Origin of the sequence: Sorangium sp. So ce119, assembly GCF_051524405.1 — a bacterium.
GTDB classification, from domain to species: domain Bacteria; phylum Myxococcota_A; class Polyangia; order Polyangiales; family Polyangiaceae; genus Sorangium; species Sorangium cellulosum_G.
In genome coordinates, this window is record NZ_CP150310.1 from 23,317 (window position 1) to 44,159 (window position 20,843).

Here is a 20,843-nt window from a genome sequence, read left to right on the forward strand (position 1 = left end):
ATCGTTCTGTCGCTCATTCATGGCAGACGTTGATTGTCCTATCGATTCTGCAGTGATGTTGACTCGGTGCGTTAAGGGTATAGAATCGCACCCGTTCGACTCAACGTCCGGCGGTTTCTGGAGTCCATTCGATGAGATCTGTGAAACTGTTCGAGGAGCTGCGGGGCTCAGAGCGCGGCTTTACGGACCGATGGTACGTCAGCAACGGGGAGCAATCGGTCGGGCCGGTCAACCTCGACCAGCTCGCGCGGGGTATCGAGACCGGAGTGGTCCCGCTCGATAGCTTCGTCCGCAATGAGGCATGGACCGTGTGGTGTCCGCTGTCCGACATCGCAATGGTCACGGTCGCCGACGCGGCGACGCCCGCGGTGCAGCCGGACGACGAGTTTGCGGCGGACGACGACGACACCGTCCCGCTGTCGGGAGAGAGGACCTCGCCGCGGACCGGGACAGCGACGCGCCCGGCCGCGCGCCCTGGAGCGGCGCACCGCTGAGCGATGTCCGCGCCCGGCCGGCGCCGGGAGCGCGCGCCGCGCGCGGCAGGGCGAGCGCGGCCGGACGAGGGGGAGTAGGGGGCCTGTCTCATGCGGGCGGTTTCGGGCGAACACTAGCCGATTCGCCCGGCTTCCGCGATCCGCGGATCGCGCGCGCCGCGACCGGAGCGGTCCTCGCGGGCGAAGGGCTGCTATGCTCCGCCGCCGTGTTCCCCACGAAGAGACCGCGCCGGCTCCGTCGCTCTGCCGCCCTCCGCGCCCTGGTGCGGGAGACGTCCCTCGACCCGGGAGATTTCATCCTCCCGCTGTTCTTCAACGAGGTGCTCGACGCGCCTCGCCCGGTGGGGACGATGCCCGGCGTCTCGCAGCTCCCGGTGAGCGCCGCGGCCGCGCAGGCGCGGCTCTGCAAGGAGCTCGGCATCGGCGGGACGATCCTGTTCGGGCTCCCGCGCACCAAGGACGCGTCGGGCACGAGCGCCTACGACGCGGACGGCCCGGTCCCGCGCGCGGTCAAGGCGATGAAGGACGCGGCGCCGGAGCTCCTCGTGATGACCGACGTGTGCGTGGACGAGTACACCGACCACGGCCACTGCGGGCTGCTGCGGCAGGACGCGTCCGGAGCGGTCGACGTCGACAACGACGCGACGCTCGAGGTGCTCGCGCGGGCGGCGGTGGTCCACGCGAAGGCGGGCGCCGACGTGGTCGCGCCGAGCGACATGATGGACGGCCGCGTCGCCGCGATCCGGCGCGCGCTCGACGCCGAGTCGCTGACGGGGACGGCGATCCTCTCCTACGCCGTGAAGTATGCGTCCGGCTTCTACGGGCCGTTCCGCGAGGCGGCCGACTGCGCGCCCAAGTTCGGCGACAGGGCGGGCTACCAGATGGACCCCGGCAACGCGCGCGAGGGCTTGCGCGAGGCGGCGCTCGACGAGGAGGAGGGGGCCGACATGCTCATGGTGAAGCCCGCGCTCGCGTACCTCGACGTCATCGCGCGCGTGCGCGAGGTGACGACGCTGCCGCTCGGCGCGTACAACGTCAGCGGCGAGTACGCGATGATCAAGGCGGCCGCGGAGCGCGGGATGATCGACGAGAAGCGGGCGGTGCTCGAGCTGCTCACGTCGATCCGGCGCGCCGGGGCGGACTTCATCCTCACCTACCACGCGCTCGACGCCGCGCGCTGGCTCGGCTGAGCCATGCAGCGCGGGGGTGCGGCGCGACGTTCGGCGTGGGCCGCCGTGTGCGCGGTGGGGGCGTCGGCCGCGCTCGCGGCGGGGTGCTCACCGAACAGGTGCGATCGCTCCGAGAGCGAGAACCCGCCGATCGAGTTCACCGAAGCGGTGCCCGAGGGAGGTGTCTACGAGACCTCGGCGCCGGACGGCGATCTCCTCCATTTCCCGGGCGGCATGAGGTATGCGCTCAAGCATCACCTCGGGAAGCGGCCGCGGTGGTGGCAGGTGTACCTGTCGTTCGAGCGCGACGGCACGAGGAGCGGCGGGACGCTGGCGCACGCGGCGGGTAACCAGGCCGAGGTGATCTGCGTCGACGATCAGCACCTGGTCGTCATGAACGGTAGCTGCTCCGAGTACTGGCTTCGGGTGGTCGCTGGCGGCGCAGAGGGCGCGGACGGCGAGAGCGGCGCCGAGGACGGCGCGACCGGGACCGCCGGCGGCGCGGAGGGCGCCGACGACGGCGCGACGGGCGCGGGCGGCGGCGCTGCTGGCGCGCGGTGCTACGTCGGCGATCCCGGCTGAGGGAGCGCGCAGCCGCAGGGGCCCGGAGAGCGCGGCGCGCGTCAGCGCTCGCGGCGTTCGTCCCGCGAGCCCTGGCCGCGCCTCCCGCGGCGAGCCTACGCGTGCGCCGTCGCCTGACGAGCGAACTGAAGCCGGTACAGCTTGCTGTAGACGCCGCCGGCGGCGAGCAGGTCCTCGTGCGTGCCCTGCTCGACGACGCTGCCCTTGTGGAACACGACGATCCGGTCGACGGCGCGGATCGTCGAGAGGCGGTGCGCGATGATCAGCGCGGTGCGCCCCTCCATGGCCCCCTCGAGCGCGCGCTGGAGGCGCGCCTCGGTGTCGCTGTCGACGTTGGCCGTGGCCTCGTCCAGGATGAGGATCGGCGGGTCGCGGTAGAGGGCGCGGGCGAAGGCGATGAGCTGGCGCTCGCCGGCGCTGAAGTTGCTGCCGCGCTCGAGCACGACGCCGTCGAGGCCGCCCTCGCGGCGCTCGAACAGATCGAGGGCGCCGATCCGGTTCAGCGCGTTCACCACCTTCGCGCGATCCGGGATCGCGTCGCCTGCCGCGATGTTGGTGAGCACCGTGCCGGGGAACAGGAACACGTCCTGGGGGACGACGGCGAACTTGCGGCGCAGCTCGTCGCGCGGGTACGCGCTGACGTCGCGGCCGAAGACCCGCACCGCGCCGTCCTCGACGTCGTAGAGGCGGAGCAGCAGCGAGGCGACCGTGCTCTTGCCGGCGCCGGTCGCGCCGACCAGCGCGATCTTCTCGCCGCTCCTCGCCGCGATCGAGACCTGCCGCAGCACGGGCACTCCCGGCTTGTAGCCGAAGGCGACGTTGTCGAGCTCGAACGCGACGCTCTCGTCCGCGGCCACTGCCGCGCCGGTACAGCTCGCCGCCATCGCCGTCGCGTCCTCGTCCTTGTTGTCGAGCAGCTCGAAGATGCGCTCCGCGCCGGACATCGCCGACTGCAGCAGCGTGTACCGGGCCGAGAGATCGCGGATCGGGACGAAGAACATGTCGATGTACGCGACGAAGGCGAACAGCGTCCCGAACGAGACCTGCTCCTTCAGGCTCTTCACGCCGGCGTACCAGAGCACCGCGGCGATGCAGACGCTCGAGACCATCTCGATGGCGGCGTCGAGCGTGGCGTCGAGCACGATCGATCGGTTGTTGGCGCTGCGGTAGGCCGCGTTGATCTCGTCGAACTCCTCGGCCGAGCGCTCTTCGCGGGCGTAGGCCTGCACGACGGCCATCCCGGACACCTGCTCGTTGAGGTACGCGTTCATCCTGGCGGTCTTCGACCGCACCTCGCGGAAGGCGTCGCGGATCCGCCGCCGCGTCCAGTTGACGCCGAGGGCGACGGGGGGCACCGCCGCGAAGGCGAGCAGCGACATGCGCCAGTCGAGCGACAGCATCACGACGACGATCACGGCGAGCCGGATCAGATCGCCGAACGCGTTGAGCGCGCCGGACGCGAACATCTCGCCGATCGCGTCCACGTCGTTCGTCACGCGGGTGACGAGCCGGCCGACCGGCGTGCGATCGAAGAACCCGAGGCGGCGCGTGTGAAGGAAGCCGAAGACGCGCATGCGCAGGTCGGCCATCGCGCGCGCGCCCGCGAGCTGCATCAGGTAGAGCTGCGGGAACGCGAGCGACTGCTCCACGAGCATGATGCCCGTGAGCAGGATGCCGGCGCGCGTGAGGTGATCGAGCCCGCCGGGCGCGTCGAAGGCGTCGAGCGCGTCGCGCATGATGAGCGGACGCAGCAGCGCCAGCGAGGCGGTGACGATGAGCAGCGCCAGCGAGAGCGCGAGGTGCTTGCCCTGCGGGCGCACGAACGGCCACAGCCGCAGCAGCATGCGCGCGTCGTACGCCTCGCCGAGCTGCGTCTCCTCGTGGAAGCGGCTCAGCACGTCCTCGGTGCGGCTCGCCTTCTTCGCCCCGCGGGCCCTGTCCGTCGCCGCCTGCGCCGGCCGCCGCGGGGGCGCGCCGGCCTCTCCCGCGGCCGAGCCGCCGCTCGATCTGGCCCGCATCGTCGCGCCCTCTTCCGGTCCCGGCTGTGTCATGAGAGCCCCACCGGCTGCGAGGCCGGCGCCTCGAAGGTCGCGAGATCTTCCTCGAGCTGCTGCTCCTCCGCGAACGACGCGTACAGCCCGCCCGCGCGGACGAGCTCGTCGTGCGTGCCGCGCTCGATGACCTGGCCCTGCTCCAGCACCACGATCGCGTCGCACCGCCGCGCGGCAGCGACCCTGTGCGTGATCAGGATGACGGTCCGCCGCGCGGCCTGCCGCTCGATCGCCGCGAGGATGGCCTGCTCGGTCTTCGCGTCCACGGCGGAGAGCGGATCGTCGAGGACGAGGACGTTCGGCTCGCGCACGAGCGCGCGCGCGAGCGCGACGCGCTGGCGCTGCCCGCCGGAGAGCTGCACGCCGCGCTCCCCGACCACGGTGTCGAAGCCGTCCGGCAGCGAGAGCACCTCGTTCAGCACCTCGGCCTCGGCCGCGGCCGCGCGGATGACCTCGAACGAGGCGGGCGAGTCCGGATCGTCGAGCGAGTAGCCGATGTTGCGCGCCACGGTGGTCGAGAAGAGGAACGCGTCCTGCTGCGCGTAGCCGATGCTCGCGCGCACGGTCTCCAGGGGCAGATCGCAGATGTCGATGCCGTCCAGGAGCACCGTGCCGCGCGGCGTGGGCATGAGCCGGGCGAGCAGCGTGGCGATGGTGCTCTTGCCCGAGCCGGTGCGGCCCACGATGGCCAGCGACCTGCCCGCCTCGATCTCGAAGCTCACCCCGTCGAGCACCTTCCTGGCGCCGTGGGAGAACGTCAGATCCTTGACGGCGATGGCGCCGCGGACGGCCTCGGGGGCGGGCATCGGGCCGCTCACGACCTCGGGGACGGCATCGAAGATGGCCTTGAGCCGCGCGTAACCGGCGCGGCCGCGCTGGACGATCGCCGCCACGAAGCCGAGGGCGAGCACCGGCCAGGTGAGCCGCAGCAGCGCCAGCCAGAAGGAGACGAAGTCGCCCCTCGTCATCTGCCCGTCGAGCACCAGCTGCCCGCCGTACCAGAAGACGATGAGCACGCCGACCGAGCTGATGGCCCCCATGAGCGGCCCCATGGACCCGCGCAGCTTGGCGAGGGAGAGGCTCTTCTCGAGGTAGGCCTGGTTCGTGTTGGAGAACGCGGCCATCTCGGACGCCTCGAGCGCGAAGGAGCGGACGACCCTGACGCCCGCGAGGCTCGCGAGGACGCGGTCGCTCATGGCGCCGATCGCCTCCTGGTTGTCGCGGGTGCGGACGAAGAGCCTCGTCGAGAACGAGCGGGTGACGAGCATCAGCGCGGGCATCGTCACGAGCGCCGCCAGCGTGAGCTTCTTCGAGATGTTGAGCATCACGTACAGGGCGCTCGCGAAAGCGAAGAGCGAGCCCACGACGTTCAGCAGGCCGAAGCCGAGGAGCAGCCGCACCTGCGTCAGGTCGTTCGTCGCCCGGCTCATGATGTCGCCGGTCGGCATCTTGCGGAAGAAGGCCGGCCCGAGCTTGTGCAGGCGCGCGAGCAGGACGGCACGGAGCTCGTACTCGACGTTGCGGCCCGCGGTGAAGACGGTGACCCGCGAGAACACGCGCATGACCGCCGCGCCCACGCTCACGCCGAGCATGATGAGCGCCGCCCGCGACGCCGCGGTCGACTGGAGGTTCACGGCCGCGTCGACGGCGTCCCTGACCAGGAAGTCCCGCTTGGCCATGAGGAGCTGCTGCGTCGCGAGCAGCGCTGCGCCGGCCAGGTAGAGCGGGAGCTTGTCGCGGAACTGGGCGCCGAGGCCGACGGGGTAGGTTGAAGGATCGCGCTTGATCATTTCGGGGAGAGCCGCGCGGGCGACGCTCAGCGCGCCTTGCGCGGCGTCGGGGCGAGCGGCTTGCGGTGCGACGTCGAGAGGGCGGGGCGCTCTCTGCCCTCGACGACGAGCTCGAGGTCGTCAATCTCGAGCCTCGTCGAGAGCAGGCCGAGCAGGACGCGCGCCCCTCCGCGCCCGTCGAGCTCGCTCACCACGCCGATCTTGTCGCCGAAGGGCCCTCGCAGCACGCGGACCCGGCTGCCCTTCTCGAGCACGCCGGCCTTCGCGGGCTCCGGCGTGATCCTCGGCGCGGCGTCCGGCTCGCCGGGCGCCGGGCGCTGCGCTCGCGGCGCGTGCTCGGCCGACGGCCTCCGGGGAGCTTCGGCCTTCGCCTGCTGCTCCGTCTCAGCGTGCTGCGGTCGCCGGGCCGGAGCGGCGCTCTCTCCGCCGTGCTTCGGCGCGGGGCGCTGCTCGCCGCGACCGGCGCCGGCGCCGCTCGTCGACTTGAACAGCGTCGCCAGGGTCGGCCGGCGGGCGGGGAGGGCGGCCTCCACGCGCTCGTCGCCGCGCGCCCGCGCCTGCTCCATCGATCGCTCGCGCGCCCGGGCCTGCTCGGAGCGCCACCGCTCGTTCTCGGCCTCGAGCTCGGCGTGGGCCCGCGCCCGCTCCTGCTCGATGCCCTCGAGCTTGCGGTCGAGCGCGATGCGGTCGTTCTCGCGCGACCACGCGACCAGCCGGTAGATCGGGGCGAGCGCGACGAGCGCGTCCTCGAGCTGCTCGTCGAGGATGTCGGCGTGCTCCTCCGCCGTCTCCCGCGGGACGGCCCAGCCGATCCAGAGCGGCACCTGCCCGTCGGCGGCGCGGCGGAGCATCTCCGCGATCGCGTCGGGCGTGGCCGCGCTGCAGGCGACGCGCTCGCCCCCGCCGGCGCCGAACGAGAACTGCTCCGGGAGCGCGTGCAGCGCGCTCGTGAGCTCGGCGGCGAGCGGCGACGCCGGCTCGCCGGTCGCGTCCTCGGTCGCCGAGACGCGGGCCCGGAGGTTGTCGACGTCGACCTTCGCGTCCGGGTGGACAGCGAAGCACACCTGCACCTCGCCCTCGGAGATGCGCAGCGCGAGGAACGCGTGCCGCGTGTAGGGGCTCGGATCGTCGATCGCCTCGGAGATCGAGCGGCCGCGATCGAGCAGGCGATCGAGCTCGTCACGCGCGGCCTGGTCGCGCCAGAAGAAGACCCACTGACAGTCGGCTCGGTGCTTGTTGCGGATCGAGGGGTGCTCGTCCGAGCCGTGGACGTCGACGGAGATGCCGAGCTCGGCCAGGCGGGCGACCACGCCGCGCGCCCAGGCGAGCGCGCGCTGCTTCACCTCGAGGCGAGGGCGCGAGTAGGCCTTCGAGGTCGCCTTTTCGGCGGCGTACGCGTCGAAGTCACGAGCGGTGAGGTGCAGGGAAGGATGGCTCATTGCTTCGACTGGCTGCGAGGCGCTGCGTGGGCGGGTGATGCCCGTGGTCCGTCACGGGAGGAGGAGGAGTACGGGAGGAGCTGCGCTCCTCGGTGAAAGTCGCGCGGATGGTATCGTGAGGAGCTTCGAAATCAAAGCCTCGACGCCGCGCGATCGATCCCGGCGATGCGTGGAGGCGGCACGCTTGACCGCCCTGACAAGCATGTCACCGTAGGCGCTCCCGTGCCCCATCAAGAGGGCGATCCCACCAGTATCATCCAGATCCCCCGCGTAAAGTGCGCTTCTCCAGCGCAGCGGGGGCAGCTCCCGGGCGCTCCAGTCACGCGAGTCACCCGAGCACCCGAGCCCGTGAGCCTGCGAGGCCCGTCGGCCTGATGAAAGAGGAATCATGGAACAGCATCGAGACGAGCATATTGTCTGCGCGAGCTGCGGCACGTCGTTCCTGTTCTCGGCTGCGGAAGCGGCCGTCTACGCCGAACGGAAGCTCGCGGCCCCGCCCAAGCGGTGCCGGACCTGCCGCCGCGCGCGCAAGGACAATCGAGGGGAGCACGAGAGCGCGTCGACGACGCGCGCGGCGCAGCACCAGCGCCCTGGAGCGGCCCGGAGCGCCGGAGGATACCGCGGCGCTCCGCGCGGCGGCGGACAGCCTCGGAAGCCTCGCTACACGGGCGACGTCAACGAGTACCGGAGCCCGATGCAGGACGCGTACTCGGGGCTGACGCCCGCCTGGACGGTGCCGAGCCACTACCCTCAGCGCCCGCGCGGCGGCGCGCCTGCCCGCGACGACGGCAACTACCGCGCGCCGTCGTTCGCCGGCGAGCGTCGCGCGGCGGCGCCGACCCGCAGCGCGGCGCAGCAGCCCCGCGCGCCGCGCAACCGCCCGACCTTCTCGATCACGTGCAAGTCGTGCGGCTCCGAGGGCGAGGTCCCGTTCAAGCCGGTCGAGGGGCGCGACGTGTTCTGCCAGGCGTGCTACCGCGCCCGCAAGCCTGCCTGAAGACGCCCGAAACAGACGCGGCGCCGCGCGCGTCCCGCCGAGGAGCGGCGGGCACATCCAGCAGGGTCCCTGGCGCGCGGCGCGGCCGGCGCGCGGCGCGACCGACGCGCTGAGCTACAGGCTGATCTCGCAGGCGAGCTCGGAGGTGAAGCCGAGCTCGCCGAGCGTGATCGTGACCTTCACGCCGCCGCCGGACGCGCGCCGCGCCGTCTCCTCGACCATCCCCACGACCCACAGCCGGAGCGGCAGCGAGGCCGGGTCGAAGTCGCCGATGTGCAGCGTGACCCGACCGGTCGGGCCGGTCGCCACGCGCCACGAGCCGAACGTGAAGAGCCGCGACCAGATCGACGTCCCGCGGCGCATGAGCGACGCGATGTCGGTCAGCGGGCGCGCGAACAGCGTGCGCACGAGGCTGTGCAGCTCGCCGCCGACGCCCAGCCTGCCGATGTCGCGCCAGCGCTCGAGATCGCGCAGGACGAGCGACGTCGCGAGCTCCATGTAGGCGTCGAGCGCCTCGAGATCGTACCCGACCAGCGCGTTGATCGAGTCGTGCCGGAAGTCGTCGGCGTAGCGGAGCGGCATCTGCGCGACGACCTCGTCGCGCGCGCTCCTGCCGTACTCGTCCACGATGGTGCGATCGACGCTCCGCAGCACGGGGCCGCGCACGTGGTACTGGCCCGCGAAGCGCGCCGGCAGCGGTCGGACCGGGGTCACGTTGGGCCGCCGCGTGTCGCGCTGCCGGTTGATCAGGTTGCCGAAGTCGGCGCTGCGCACGGTCGGCTCGGCGCGGAGGCCAAGATCGGCGCTGCGCACCGTGGGCAACGACTCGCCGCGCTGCGAGAGCAGGGTGGGCTCTGAGCCCCGGTTCCGCAGCGCGTTCGAGAGCGTCGCGCCGGGCGCTGGCTTCGCCGGCTCGGACGACGGCCGCATGCCCGGCGGCGCCTCGGTGACGCGGCTGCCGGACACGAGCGGCGGCGAGATGCGCATCGGCGGCGCGGTGCTCACGTCGAACGGCGTGCCCACGCGCGAGCGGTCGCGCGAGGAGGAGAGGCGATCGCGCTCGTTCTCCGGCGCGTTCCCCAGGCTGAGGGCCATCCGCCGCTGCACGTTGATCAGCCTGCCGAGGGCCGCCGTCCGCCGGGCGGCGTCCGCCGCGACGCGCTCGAGCTCGCGGACGACGTCGCCGGCCGTCTGGAAGCGCTTCGCGGGATCCTTCTGCAAGAGCCGCTGCACGATCGCCTCGAGCCGCGGGTCGACGGTCACGCCCGCCGAGGCGAGCGTCGGCACCTCCGCGTGCACCACGCGGAACGCGGTCGCCACCGCGGTCGGCGCGCGGAACGGCCGCGTGCCGGTGAGCACCTCGTAGAGCAGGACGCCGACCGAGAAGAGATCGCTCCGTCCGTCGAGCGGCGAATCCCCCGTGGCCTGCTCCGGCGACAGGTAGTCCGGCGTGCCGAACACCACGCCCGTGCGCGTCCGCGGCGACGGCCCGTCGGAGTCGAGGACCTTGGCGATGCCGAAGTCGAGCAGCCGGACGACGGCCGAGCCGCGGCTGGGATCGAAGGCGATGAAGATGTTCTCGGGCTTGAGATCGCGGTGGATGATCCCCGCGCGGTGCGCGGCGTCGAGCGCCTCCAGCACCGGGATCGCGACCCCGACGGCGGCCTCCATGTCGAGGCGGCCGAAGCGCGCGAGCGCCATGCCGAGCGACTCGCCGTCGAGGTGCTCCATCACGATGTACGGACCGAGCTCGCCGACGCCCGCGTCGATCACGTCGACGATGTTCGGGTGGCGGATCCGGTTGACCGCCTGCGCTTCCTGGAAGAACCGGTGGGAGAGCTCCGAGTTGTCCGCCAGCTCGGGGTGAAGGAATTTGATCGCAACGGCGCGACCTGCGAGCACGTGCTCCGCCCGGAACACGTCGCCCATGCCGCCCCCGCCGATGCGCTCCGCGAGGCGGTACTTGTTGTCGACGAGGAGGCCGGGGGTCGGGGGTCGAAACGCCATCTGCTGCCGCTGGCGGGCGAGGGACCAAGGTCATGGTCCCCGAGAACACGCGCCCCTGTAAAGGGTTGGGAGGCATGCTCCTCCCGAAAGCTCGATCCTATTCCTTCGGTGCGTTTCGCGGCTAGGGTACGTGCTCCATGTGTGGGGCGGATCGCAGCGCGAGGCACATTCGCGCGCGGGGATCACGGCGCGGGTGCATTCTTCCGCAGTTCGGTGATCCGGTGTGCGATTTCTGCGAACCCGCGCCCCATGGGAAGCGAGGCCACGAACCGCGGCGGCACCGACAGCTTGCCGAGGTGGGCGCGGACGTTGGCGACCCCGAAGGTCAACGCAAATGCGGCGAAAGCGACGCCATCGTTGCCGCTGTCGCCCACGAAGGCGTAACGGTACCGCGCCCGGGTGGGATCCTCGCCGAACCGCGTCGAGAGCAGGCGCACGACCCCCGTGGCCTTGTCGGACGGGTCACGGGTGAGGTGGAGGTGGACGCTGGAAAGCAGCGTCCTCACCCCCCGCTCGCGCAGCTCCGCGCGCATCTTCTGCACGTCCTCCGGCGGGACCTGCCGGTGCTCTCCGATGTCGATGGTAACGTCGGTCACCCTCTGTTCGTTGTCGTCCGCGAGCGCCGCCGCAGGAAAACGACGCACCACGTCATCGGCGAGCGCGACGAGCTCGGCCCGTCGGGCTCGCCGGGCTTCGCGGTTCATCCCGTCGAGCAGGGCAACGCGGCCGTCGTCGGCGCTCCGGGCGAGCCCTCGCTGGTGGCCGGCGCCGGCGGAGGGACGGGCCTGCCCGCGCACCAGCGCGACGGCCCCGTTCTCGGCGATGGTCGCGTCGATCGGCCATTGCCGCTGGAGCACCTCGCCCCAGCCGGCGGGCCTGCCGGTGCAGGCGATCAGCGTCAGGCCGGCCTCGCGCAGACGAAAGAGCGCTCCGTAGGCGGCCTCGGTGAGGGCGCCGTGGTCCAGCACGGTGTCGTCGAGGTCGAAGATCACCCCCGCGAGGGCGCGGGCGGCGTCGGGGGTCAGCAGGGAGAGGGGTTCCATCGGGCGGTCGTCAGAGCGCGTCGACGCGCGCGATGAGGCTCTTCAGGTAGAGGCCTTCGGGGAAGGCGGACGGGACGGGGTGGTCCCCGCCCTGGAAGTGCCGGTCGAACACCGCGGCCTGCATGCGCGCGTCGCGCGCCCCGAGCGCGAGCACCCGGGTCAGATCGTCGAGGCTCACGGCGCTGGAGCAGGAGCACAGGACGAGGACGCCCCCCGGCCGCGTGGCGCGGCACGCCCCGGCCGCGAGGCGCCGGTACGCGGTGAGCGCGGCGTCCTTCGACGCGCGCGTGCCCGCCAGCTTCGGAGGGTCGCAGATGACGAGGTCGAAGCCCCCCAGCCTCGACGCGTTCTGCAGCGCCTTGCGGGCGTCGTCGCGCGTGAAGGTGATCCGGTCGAGCAGCCCGTTCTCCCGCGCGCACTCCGCCCCGACCTCGAGCGCCGTCGCGCTCTCGTCGATCGCGAGCACCTCGCTCGCCCCGCCGCGGGCCGCCGCCATGGCGAACGTGCCGACGAAGCAGAAGGCGTCGAGCACGCGCCGGTTGTGGGCGAGCTGCTCGACGCGCGTCCGCAGCGTCCGCTGGTCCAGGTAGAAGCCGGTCTTGTGTCCGAGGGCGAGCGGGATCGTGTAGCGCAGCCCTCGCTCGACGAACCGGAGCTGGTCGAGGCCGGGATCGCCGCGCACCACGCCGGCGTCGGCGGTGAACCCCTCGAGCTTCGCGAGCGACTCAGGGGTCCTGTCCACGATCGCGCGGGGCGAGAGCGCCGCCTGGAGGGCGTCGAAGATCACCCCTTCGCGGCGCTTGACCCCGATGGTCCCGAGCTGCACGACCGCCACGTCGCCGAACAGGTCGATGATCAGCCCCGGCAGGCCGTCCCCCTCCGCGTGGACCAGCCGGAAGGCGTCGGTCTCGTGGCCGGGCGCGCGCGCGGGCAGGCCGAGCTCGCGGCGGTGGGCGATGGCGCGCTCGATCCGGTGCCGGAACAGCGCCGCGTCGATCGGCCTGTCCTCGCGCGTGTACATGCGCACCGGGATGGCCGAGCGCGGGGTGTAGAGCCCGCGGCCGAGCACGCTGCCGTAGGGATCGGTGACCACGACCTCGTCGCCGGCCACGGCGCCGCCCTCGATGCGCGCGATCGCCTGAGCGAACACCCAGGGATGCCCCGACCACACGGGTCGAACATGACCCTGCTTCAACGTAACCGTAGGCATGATGAATCCGATTGCTCTCGATGTTGGCAGGGCTGCCGACGGGGGCGGCCGCGCCGTGACGTTTGCCGTTCGAGCTAGTACCCTGCGGGACGGCGCGCGTGTGAACCTTCCGCCACAGCGCGCCGTGGCGGCCGATGCACGCCGGCGTGCTTCGCGGCCATGGTGACGACAGTCCAGCGAGATGGTCGATGGCATCCCGGTTGCTAACTTCCCTGCACCGAAGAGGAGTCGCCCGATGCGCCGTTGCTTGACCCATGCCCTTGTTGCGGTGGCGATGACCGCGCCGATGAGCGCGCTCGCGCAGGAGAACAACAACTGTCCTCCTGGCGCGTGGTTCTGCGAGGAAGTGGAGCCGCCCCCCGATGCCGCCGCGGAGCCGCCCGCCGCCGAGGCCGCGCCCGCCGAGGCGCTGCCCCCACCGCCGCCCGCCCCGCCGCCGGGCAGGCGCGCGACCCGCCCGGCCCCGCCGCCGGTCGTCGTCTACCAGACCTCGCCCTCCGGCCAGCCCCCGCAGGTCATCGTGGTGGCGCCCGGGAGCGCTCCTCCGCCCCGCGTGATCGTGCGCCGCACGACCCCGCCAGCGCCGCCTCCGCCGCCGAAGAAGCGCTGGCGGCGCCAGTGGGGCGTCAACTTCCGCCTGGAGGGCCTGATGATGGGCCGCGAGCACGGCGGGGCCGACGAAGCCGGGATGGGCGGCGTCGGGATCAGCCTGCGTTACCGGCCCGTCCCCGCGTTCGCGCTCGATCTCGGCGCCGACTTCCTCGCGGGCATCGACTACAACGGCAACCCGCGGAGCGAGATGCCGCTCTCGCTGAGCGGCATGCTGTTCGTCAACCCGCGCAGCCGCACGCAGTTCTACTTCACGGGCGGCCTCAACATGTCGCACGCCGAGGTCGAGCAGCGCACGGGCCAGGCGGTCAGCGGCGAGGAGTTCGTCCCGAACACGGAGTACGACTACTTCGGCGCGCACGGCGGCATCGGCCTCGAGTTCCGGCTCTCCCCCCGTCTCGCCCTGAACATCGACGCGCTCGGCTTCGTGCGCGGCCGCACGGACGACGGGCGCGTTCCCGAGTTCAGGGATCCCGACACCGGCCGCACGACCGATACGTCGGGCGGGGGCCTCTTCCGTGGTGGGCTCAGCGTTTACTGGTGAGCTGCGCGTCGTAGCCTCCTCCCCGCCTTGACCGGCCGGGGCTCGCTTCGGTTTCTCTCCCCTCCATCCCGCCTTCGCGGTCCGGGCTCTCTCCACGCGGTATAACGCCGCCTCGTGCCCACGGCCCCGACCCTACGCGCGCCCCGCGGCCGCGCCCCGCTGCTCCTTTCCGTCGCCGGCGGCGCGACGTTCGCTCTTACCGCCCCGCCCACGGATCTCTATCCCGCGGTCATCGCCGGCCTCGCCTTGCTGGCGGCCGCCGTCCACGACGCGCCGACGTTCTGGCGCGCCTTCGGCCGCGGCGCCGCCTGGGGAACGGCCGCGGGCATCGTGGGCCTGCGCTTCGTGCCCGAGGTCATCCAGCGCTTCACGCCGCTCGGCTCGGCTGCCTCGTACCTCGCGCTGGTCCTGCTCGCGGCCGCTCAGTCGCTGGTCTGGGCCGTCTGCGGCGGCATCACGAGCGTCCTCCTCCGTCGGCTGCGCGCCCCGCTCGAGCTCGCCTTCGCGATCGGCGTGTTCGCCGCCGTGGCGCTCCCGACCGTGTTCGGCTGGACGCCGGCCGGCCTCATGAGCCCCTGGCCGGCGCTCGTTCAGCTCGCGGACCTCATCGGCGAGCGGGGCGTCTCCGTGCTGTTCGCCGTGGGGGCGGCCCTGCTCACCCGCGCGGGGCTCGCGGCCTTCGGGAGAGCGCCGGGCGGGCGTCCGCTCGCGGGTGTGTCGGCGCAGGAGCCGCGGTCCGCCCGCCTCCGCCTGTCCCGAGCGGTCGTCTACCCGGCGCTCGCGAGCGCCGGGCTGTTCGGCCTGCTCGCGGTCCACGGCGCGCTGAGGATGGCCTCGGTGGAGCGCGCGAGCGCCGGCCTGCCGACGGCGCGGGTCGCGCTCGTCAACCAGGCCGTCGGGCCGCACGAGCGCTGGCAGCCGAAGAACCACCCCCGGATCCTGCGCACGCTGCACGAGCTCACCCGGAAGGCCCAGGACGCCGGCGCCGAGCTCACCCTCTGGCCCGAGGCCGCGTATCCCTACCCCCTCCCGCACAGCGCCCGGCAGGCGCCGCGCGGCGGCCGCGCGATCCTGGGGCCGGGCATCCGCGGCCCGATCCTCGCCGGGCTCATCACGCAGGCGGCCCCCGTGAAGGCCGCCGACGGCGTGGAGGAGCGGAACAGCTACAACTCCGCGACCCTCGTGCTCCCGGACGGGAGCATGCAGCCGACGCAGGACAAGCTGCAGCTCCTCTGGTTCGGCGAGACGGTCCCGGGCGGCGCTTACCTGCCCTGGCTACGGCGCATCTTCCAGAAGAGCGGCGGGCTGATCCCGGGCGCGGAGCCGCGCGCCCTCACGCTCCCTCGAGAGCCGGGGCCCTCGCTCCGGATCGGCGTGCTCAACTGCTACGAGGATACGCTCACCGGGGTGGGGCGGCGGATCACCGCGACCCTCACCCCGAACCTCCTCGTCAACATCACGAACGACGCCTGGTTCACCGGGAGCGCCGAGCCCGAGCTGCACGCGAGGCTCGCGGTGATGCGCGCCATCGAGCTGCGCCGCGATCTCGTGCGCGCCGTGAACCTGGGCGTCACGTCCTGGATCGACGCGAGCGGCGTGGTGCGCAGCCGCAGCGAGGGCGCTGCGCCGGAGATCACGTTCGCGAGCCCGACGATCAGGGACACGCCGCTGACGCTCTACACCCGCCTGGGCGATGCCCCGCTCGCGTCGCTGATCGTCCTCGCGGTGATCGCGTGCGCGCTCAGGGCGCGACGCTCCCCGACGAAAGCCTCGCCCGAAGCTCGGGACATCACCTCGGCTGCGCGCCCGACCGAAGGGGCGCCGGAGCTCGCGTCGCCCGATGCGGCCACGCAAGCTGCAGCCGACGTGCCGCTCAGCCGTCCTTGAGCGCCTTGACGGGCGCCGCGCGGAGCTTGCGGCTCGCGGGCTTGCCCTTGATGGTCATCGGCTGCTTCGTGAAAGGATTGATGCCCTCCCGGTCCTGCGTGGCCGGGGTCTCCTTCGCCTTGATCTTCACGAGGCCCGGAACCGTGACCTCGCCCGGCCCGTCGGGACCAAGCTCCTTCTTCACCAGCTCGCCGAGCGCATCGAGCACGCTGGCCACGGACTTCTTGTCGAGGTTGGTGGCCTCGGCAAGACCAACGATCATCTGGGCCTTGGTCAGCTTGTTCGAACCGGGCATGTTTCCTCCAAGTCGAAAGGGGGCGTCCGTTTAACAAGCGAGGTTTCGCATCGCAAGGGATAAGTCAGTGTGCCCCTGACTTATTCGGTCTCGCGACGCCGGTGCGAGGCCGGATTCCAGTAGGACTGCTGCCCCGTGACGCCGCGACGGCCTCGAGCTCCTGGGTCAAGGCCGTCATCTCCCGCTCCTCCGCGTCGGTCTTGTGGTCGTAGCCGAGCAGGTGGAGCAGGCCGTGCCCGAGCAGCATCGTGATCTCGTCGAGCAACGGACGGCCGCGCTCAGCGGCCTGCCGCGCGGCGGTATCGACCGAGACGATCACGTCGCCGAGCAGTCCGCTCCACGCCGACGGATCGACGGGACCGCGCCGGCCGCGCCGACGGGAAGCGGCGCCGTTCTGCTCGAGCATGGGGAAGGCGAGCACGTCGGTCGGCTTGTCCTTGTGCCGGTACGTGCGATTCAGCTCGTGGATGGCCTCGTCGTTCACGAGGGCAACCGAGAGCTCCACGCCCTGCAGCGCGAGGTGGTCGAGCATCTTGCTCGCTCGCCGGCGCACGACCGCCGTCGACACCCCCTTGAACGGCCCGCCCTGCGTCGTGATCGACACGATCGCGGGGGCCGCCGGGCGGCTCCCGCCTCGCTTCGTCCCAGAGCTCTCCTTGCGCTTCTCGGCCACGGGATCGCTATACCAGCTCCGGTATCTTCTTCGCATCCGCCAGGAACTGCGCGAGCCCGACGTCGGTCAGCGGGTGCTTCGTGAGCTGCTTGATGACCTTGAGCGGCATCGTCGCGGCGTGCGAGCCGATCATGGCGGCCTGCACGAAGTGGACGGGGTGCCGCACGCTCGCGGTGAGCACCTGCGTCGGGAAGCCGTAGTTCCGGTAGATCGTCACGACCTGCAGGACGAGGTCCATCCCGTCGCCCGCCGCGTCATCGACGCGCCCGACGAACGGCGAGATGTACGTGGCCCCCGCCTTGGCCGCGAGGAGCGCCTGCGCAGCCGAGAAGCAGAGGGTGACGTTCGTCTTGATGCCCTCGGCGGCGAGGATCCGGACGGCCTTGAGCCCCTCGTCGATGAGCGGGACCTTGACCACCACGTTCCGGTGAATCTTCGCGAGCTCGCGGCCCTCCCGGAGGATCGCGTCCTTCTCGACCGCCACCACCTCGGCCGAGATGGGGCCGTCGACCACCTCGCAGATCTCGGCGATCACCTGCCGCGTCGGCCTGCCTCCCTTGGCGAGGAGCGACGGGTTCGTTGTCACGCCGTCGATGACCCCCATCGACTGCGCTTCCTTGATTTCCGCGATGTCCCCCGAATCGATGAAGATCTTCATGGCCCTGCCTCCCCGGGCCGGTGAACCGGCCCTCCGCCGGTGTTCATGCGGGGGTCGGACGCGGGAGCAAGGGCCTGGTGAAGGCCCTCGCACCCAGATCGCGTCCTGTCAGGCGGGCGGGCAGGAGGGCCGGCTCAGACCGTCGCCTCGTCCTCGGCGCCGTGGCACGTGTTGAAGGGCTTGCCGCTGCCGCAGGGGCACTCCTGCTCCTGCGTGACCGCGGGCTGCGCGAGCGCCGGCGCGGGGTTCGCGCCTATCGGGAGGGCCTCCTCGTGCTGCGCGACCGCGTCGAGCAGCGCGGCCTCGTGCCGCTGCCGATCGGCCGCCTCGATCTGCGCCTCTTCCTGCTCGGCGCGCCGGACGTTCACGCTGAAGAGCTTCGTGACCACGTTCGAGGAGACGCGGGCCACCATGTTGACGAACATGTTGTAGCCCTCCTTCTTGTACTCCTGCTTCGGGTCCTTCTGCCCGTAGCCGCGCAGGCCGATGCCGTCGCGGAGGTGGTCCATGTCGGTCAGGTGATCGACCCAGGCCTTGTCGAGCTCCTCCAGGTAGAGGTGCCGGAAGATGCGCAGCGACAGCTCGACCCCGATCTCCTCCTCGCGCTTCTCGTAGGCCTTCTCGGCGCGCTCGTAGAGGTCCCGCGCCAGCGTCTCCTGGTCGCCGATGTGCGAGACGTCGTCCGGCAGATCGACGCCGAAGTGCTCGCGGAAGCCCTGGAAGATGCCTCCCCAGTCCCAGTCCTCCGGCGGCTTGCGAGGCGGGCACGACTCCTCGACCATGGCGCCGATGATGCGGTCCATCAGATCGAGCAGCCGCTCCCGCTGCTCCGTGAGCGCCAGCGGCACGAGCTCGGCGCACTCGTCGTAGATCTCGAGGACCTTGTCGGCGCGCGGCTCGAGCTCGATCTTCACGCCCCAGCGCGTGTAGATCTCGCGCTGCAGGTTCTCGAGCTCGACGAACCGCTCCGTCCCTTCGAAGTCCTTCCGCACGATCTCGCGGCGGTTGCCGTCCGCGTCGAGCGGCATCACCGGATCGTTCGCGAACATCCCGAGCAGGTAGCCGACGTCCGGCCGGACCAGCTCGGTGATGGACGCGAGCGGCTTGATGGCGCGCTTCTCGCCCGTCGGCTTGCCCTCCTCGTCGAGGATCTCGGGGGAGTAACGGCCGACGAGCAGCGACTGGCGCATGTCGTAGATCGTCTTGCGCTGCGCGCTCATCACGTCGTCATACTCGAGCAGGTTCTTGCGGATGTCGAAGTTGCGCTCCTCGACCTTCTTCTGCGCGTTCTCGACGCTCTTCGTCACCCACGGGTGCTCGATGGGCTCGTCGTCCGGCATGCCCATCCGCTCCATCAGGTTCTTCACCCGATCGCCCGCGAAGATGCGCATGAGGTCGTCCTCGAGGGACAGGTAGAACTTCGACGTGCCGGGGTCGCCCTGGCGGCCGGCGCGGCCGCGGAGCTGGTTGTCGATGCGGCGCGACTCGTGCCGCTCGGTGCCGAGGATGTACAGACCGCCGATCTCGCGGATCTCGTTGCCCTCCGCCGTGCACTCCTTCTTGAGCTCCTCGACCAGGGCCTCGAACGCCTCCGGCTCCGCCTCGGGGTGGCGGTTCTGCTCCTTGAACTTGAGCTTCGCGAGCATCTCCGGGTTGCCGCCCAGGATGATGTCCGTCCCGCGACCCGCCATGTTGGTCGACACCGTGATCGCGCCCTTGCGGCCCGCCTGCGCGACCACGTAGGCCTCGTTCTCGTGGTGCTTGGCGTTCAGCACGTTGTGCTTCACGCCCCGCTTCGTGAGGATCCGGCTGATCGCGGTGCTCTTCTCGACGCTCGTCGTGCCCACCAGGATCGGCTGGCCGAGCTCGTGCTTCTCGAGGATCTCGTTGATGACCGCCGTGAACTTCTCCTTCTCGGTCTTGTAGACGAGATCCTCGTAGTCGACGCGGACCACCGGCTTGTTCGTCGGGATGATGACGACGTCGAGCTTGTACGTGCTGTGGAACTCCGAGGCTTCCGTGTCCGCGGTGCCCGTCATCCCGGAGAGCTTCTTGTAGAGCCGGAAGAGGTTCTGGAAGGTGATCGTCGCCATCGTCCGGCTCTCCTCCTGGATCCGGACGTTCTCCTTCGCCTCGACCGCCTGGTGCAGGCCGTCCGACCACCGGCGGCCCGCGAGGACGCGGCCGGTGAACTCGTCGATGATGAGCACCTTGCCCTCGCGCACCATGTAGTTGACGTCGCGCTTGTAGAGCGTGTGCGCGCGCAGGCACTGGTTCAGGATGTGCAGCGTCTCGAGGTTCACCGGATCATAGAGGTTCGTGCCCTTGAGCACCTTGAGCGCCGAGAGCAGCCGCTCCGCCGTCTCCACCCCTTCGTCGGTCAGCGTCACCGAGTGCGCCTTCTCGTCGACGGCGTAATGCTCCTCGTTCCGGAGCTGGGGGATGACCTCGTTGATCGTGCGGTACTTGTCGCTCGAGCGCTCCCCCTGGCCGCTGATGATGAGCGGAGTCCGCGCCTCGTCGATGAGGATGGAGTCGACCTCGTCGACGATCGCGTAATGGAGCGGGCGCTGCGCATACTCGAGCGCCGAGAACTTCATGTTGTCGCGCAGGTAGTCGAAGCCGAACTCGTTGTTCTGGCCGTACGTGATGTCGCAGCGGTAGGCCTGGCGCTTCTCCGCGTCGCCCTGCTGGTTGACGACCACGCCCGTCGACAGGCCGAGGAAGCCGTAGAGCTTGCCCATCCACTCGGCGTCGCGCCGCGCCAGGTAATCGTTCACCGTGACGACGTGGACGCCCTTGCCCTCGAGGGCGTTCAGGTAGCAGGGGAGCGTCGCGACCAGCGTCTTGCCCTCGCCGGTGCGCATCTCGGCGATGCTGCCGTTGTGGAGCACCATGCCGCCGATGAGCTGCACGTCGTAATGGCGCATCTTGAGCGCGCGCCTCGACGCCTCGCGGCAGACCGCGAACGCCGGGACCAGGATGTCGTCCAGCGTCGCCCCGTTGGAGAGCTTCTCCTTGAACTCCGCGGTCTTCGCCCGAAGCTCGGCGTCCGAGAGCTTCTGCAGCTCCGGCTCCATCCTGTTGATCACCTCGACCCGGGGTCGCATGCGGCGGATGGCACGCTCGTGCGAGGTGCCGAAAATCTTCTTCATCGCCCAAGTGAACATCTTTACGTGCCTTGGCTCCGCGGCGGTCAGGTGGGAGGAAAGGGTCCGGCCGAGGAACGCGAACGTAGTCGCGCCGCGGGCGCCGCGCAATTCCGGGACCGCGCGCGCCGTCGACAACGCCGCCGCGGCGATCCGACCGCCGCTCCACCGCCCGGGCGCCGCCGATCGCCGGCATGTCGAGGGCGCGCGGGTCGCGTGGACACGCACCAGCTCCCACGCGCCCAG

Annotated in this window: 16 protein-coding genes; 6 read left to right on the plus strand and 10 right to left on the minus strand. The window is 71.4% G+C overall.

Annotated features, from left to right (window positions below; genetic code table 11):
- Window positions 1-131: 131 nt before the first annotated feature.
- From WME76_RS00075 to WME76_RS00085, 3 genes are all read left to right on the plus strand, one after another.
- On the plus strand, window positions 132-494 hold the full coding sequence (locus WME76_RS00075) for a DUF4339 domain-containing protein (RefSeq protein ID WP_437958190.1): 363 nt from the start codon (window positions 132-134) through the stop codon (window positions 492-494).
- Window positions 495-700: 206 nt separating this feature from the next.
- Complete coding sequence (gene hemB, locus WME76_RS00080) at window positions 701-1,684, plus strand: porphobilinogen synthase (RefSeq protein WP_061619568.1); 984 nt, start codon at window positions 701-703, stop codon at window positions 1,682-1,684.
- Window positions 1,685-1,687: 3 nt separating this feature from the next.
- A complete protein-coding gene (locus WME76_RS00085; protein ID WP_437958191.1) occupies window positions 1,688-2,245 on the plus strand; it encodes a hypothetical protein in 558 nt (185 codons plus the stop codon).
- A 95-nt stretch (window positions 2,246-2,340) separates the two neighbouring features.
- On the opposite strand, the gene WME76_RS00090 is transcribed toward WME76_RS00085, so the two are convergent.
- Genes WME76_RS00090 through WME76_RS00100 form a run of 3 tightly spaced genes read right to left on the minus strand, consistent with a single transcriptional unit; the run spans window position 2,341 to window position 7,525 of the window.
- Complete coding sequence (locus tag WME76_RS00090; protein ID WP_437958192.1) at window positions 2,341-4,296, minus strand: ABC transporter ATP-binding protein; 1,956 nt, start codon at window positions 4,294-4,296, stop codon at window positions 2,341-2,343.
- A complete protein-coding gene (locus WME76_RS00095; protein WP_437958193.1) occupies window positions 4,293-6,086 on the minus strand; it encodes an ABC transporter ATP-binding protein in 1,794 nt (597 codons plus the stop codon). The genes WME76_RS00090 and WME76_RS00095 overlap by 4 nt, the downstream gene beginning before the upstream one ends.
- 26 nt (window positions 6,087-6,112) lie before the next feature.
- Window positions 6,113-7,525 (minus strand): hypothetical protein, encoded by a 1,413-nt coding sequence (locus WME76_RS00100; RefSeq protein ID WP_437958194.1) that lies wholly within the window; start codon window positions 7,523-7,525, stop codon window positions 6,113-6,115.
- Between the two features lie 388 nt (window positions 7,526-7,913).
- Here WME76_RS00100 and WME76_RS00105 point away from each other — a divergent pair, with 388 nt between their 5' ends.
- Complete coding sequence (locus WME76_RS00105) at window positions 7,914-8,522, plus strand: zinc-ribbon domain containing protein (RefSeq protein WP_437958195.1); 609 nt, start codon at window positions 7,914-7,916, stop codon at window positions 8,520-8,522.
- Window positions 8,523-8,636: 114 nt separating this feature from the next.
- Here WME76_RS00105 and WME76_RS00110 read toward each other — a convergent pair whose 3' ends face one another.
- The 3 genes from WME76_RS00110 to WME76_RS00120 all read right to left on the minus strand — a co-directional run bounded on the left by WME76_RS00110 (window position 8,637) and on the right by WME76_RS00120 (window position 12,782).
- On the minus strand, window positions 8,637-10,529 hold the full coding sequence (locus tag WME76_RS00110) for a serine/threonine-protein kinase (RefSeq protein WP_061617592.1): 1,893 nt from the start codon (window positions 10,527-10,529) through the stop codon (window positions 8,637-8,639).
- Between the two features lie 182 nt (window positions 10,530-10,711).
- The gene (locus WME76_RS00115) at window positions 10,712-11,572 is read right to left on the minus strand and encodes an HAD hydrolase family protein (protein WP_437958196.1); all 861 of its coding nucleotides are present in this window, start codon (window positions 11,570-11,572) and stop codon (window positions 10,712-10,714) included.
- A gap of 10 nt (window positions 11,573-11,582) precedes the next feature.
- Window positions 11,583-12,782 (minus strand): class I SAM-dependent rRNA methyltransferase, encoded by a 1,200-nt coding sequence (locus tag WME76_RS00120; protein ID WP_437958197.1) that lies wholly within the window; start codon window positions 12,780-12,782, stop codon window positions 11,583-11,585.
- Window positions 12,783-13,017: 235 nt separating this feature from the next.
- Between WME76_RS00120 and WME76_RS00125 the strand changes: the two genes are divergently transcribed.
- Together WME76_RS00125 and lnt are read left to right on the plus strand one after the other, a co-directional pair.
- The gene (locus WME76_RS00125; RefSeq protein ID WP_437958198.1) at window positions 13,018-13,935 is read left to right on the plus strand and encodes a hypothetical protein; all 918 of its coding nucleotides are present in this window, start codon (window positions 13,018-13,020) and stop codon (window positions 13,933-13,935) included.
- Window positions 13,936-14,049: 114 nt separating this feature from the next.
- Complete coding sequence (gene lnt / locus WME76_RS00130) at window positions 14,050-15,822, plus strand: apolipoprotein N-acyltransferase (protein ID WP_437958199.1); 1,773 nt, start codon at window positions 14,050-14,052, stop codon at window positions 15,820-15,822.
- Here lnt and WME76_RS00135 read toward each other — a convergent pair.
- From WME76_RS00135 to secA, 4 genes are all read right to left on the minus strand, one after another.
- Window positions 15,809-16,117: an HU family DNA-binding protein gene (locus WME76_RS00135; RefSeq protein ID WP_433932561.1), complete on the minus strand. Its 309-nt coding sequence runs from the start codon at window positions 16,115-16,117 to the stop codon at window positions 15,809-15,811. The genes lnt and WME76_RS00135 overlap by 14 nt on opposite strands.
- A gap of 64 nt (window positions 16,118-16,181) precedes the next feature.
- Window positions 16,182-16,790 (minus strand): rRNA maturation RNase YbeY, encoded by a 609-nt coding sequence (ybeY, locus tag WME76_RS00140; RefSeq protein ID WP_437958200.1) that lies wholly within the window; start codon window positions 16,788-16,790, stop codon window positions 16,182-16,184.
- 7 nt (window positions 16,791-16,797) lie between these two features.
- On the minus strand, window positions 16,798-17,448 hold the full coding sequence (gene fsa, locus WME76_RS00145; protein ID WP_433932563.1) for a fructose-6-phosphate aldolase: 651 nt from the start codon (window positions 17,446-17,448) through the stop codon (window positions 16,798-16,800).
- 134 nt (window positions 17,449-17,582) lie between these two features.
- Window positions 17,583-20,618, minus strand: coding sequence for a preprotein translocase subunit SecA (secA, locus tag WME76_RS00150; RefSeq protein WP_437958201.1), 3,036 nt, complete (start codon window positions 20,616-20,618; stop codon window positions 17,583-17,585).
- Window positions 20,619-20,843: the final 225 nt, after the last annotated feature.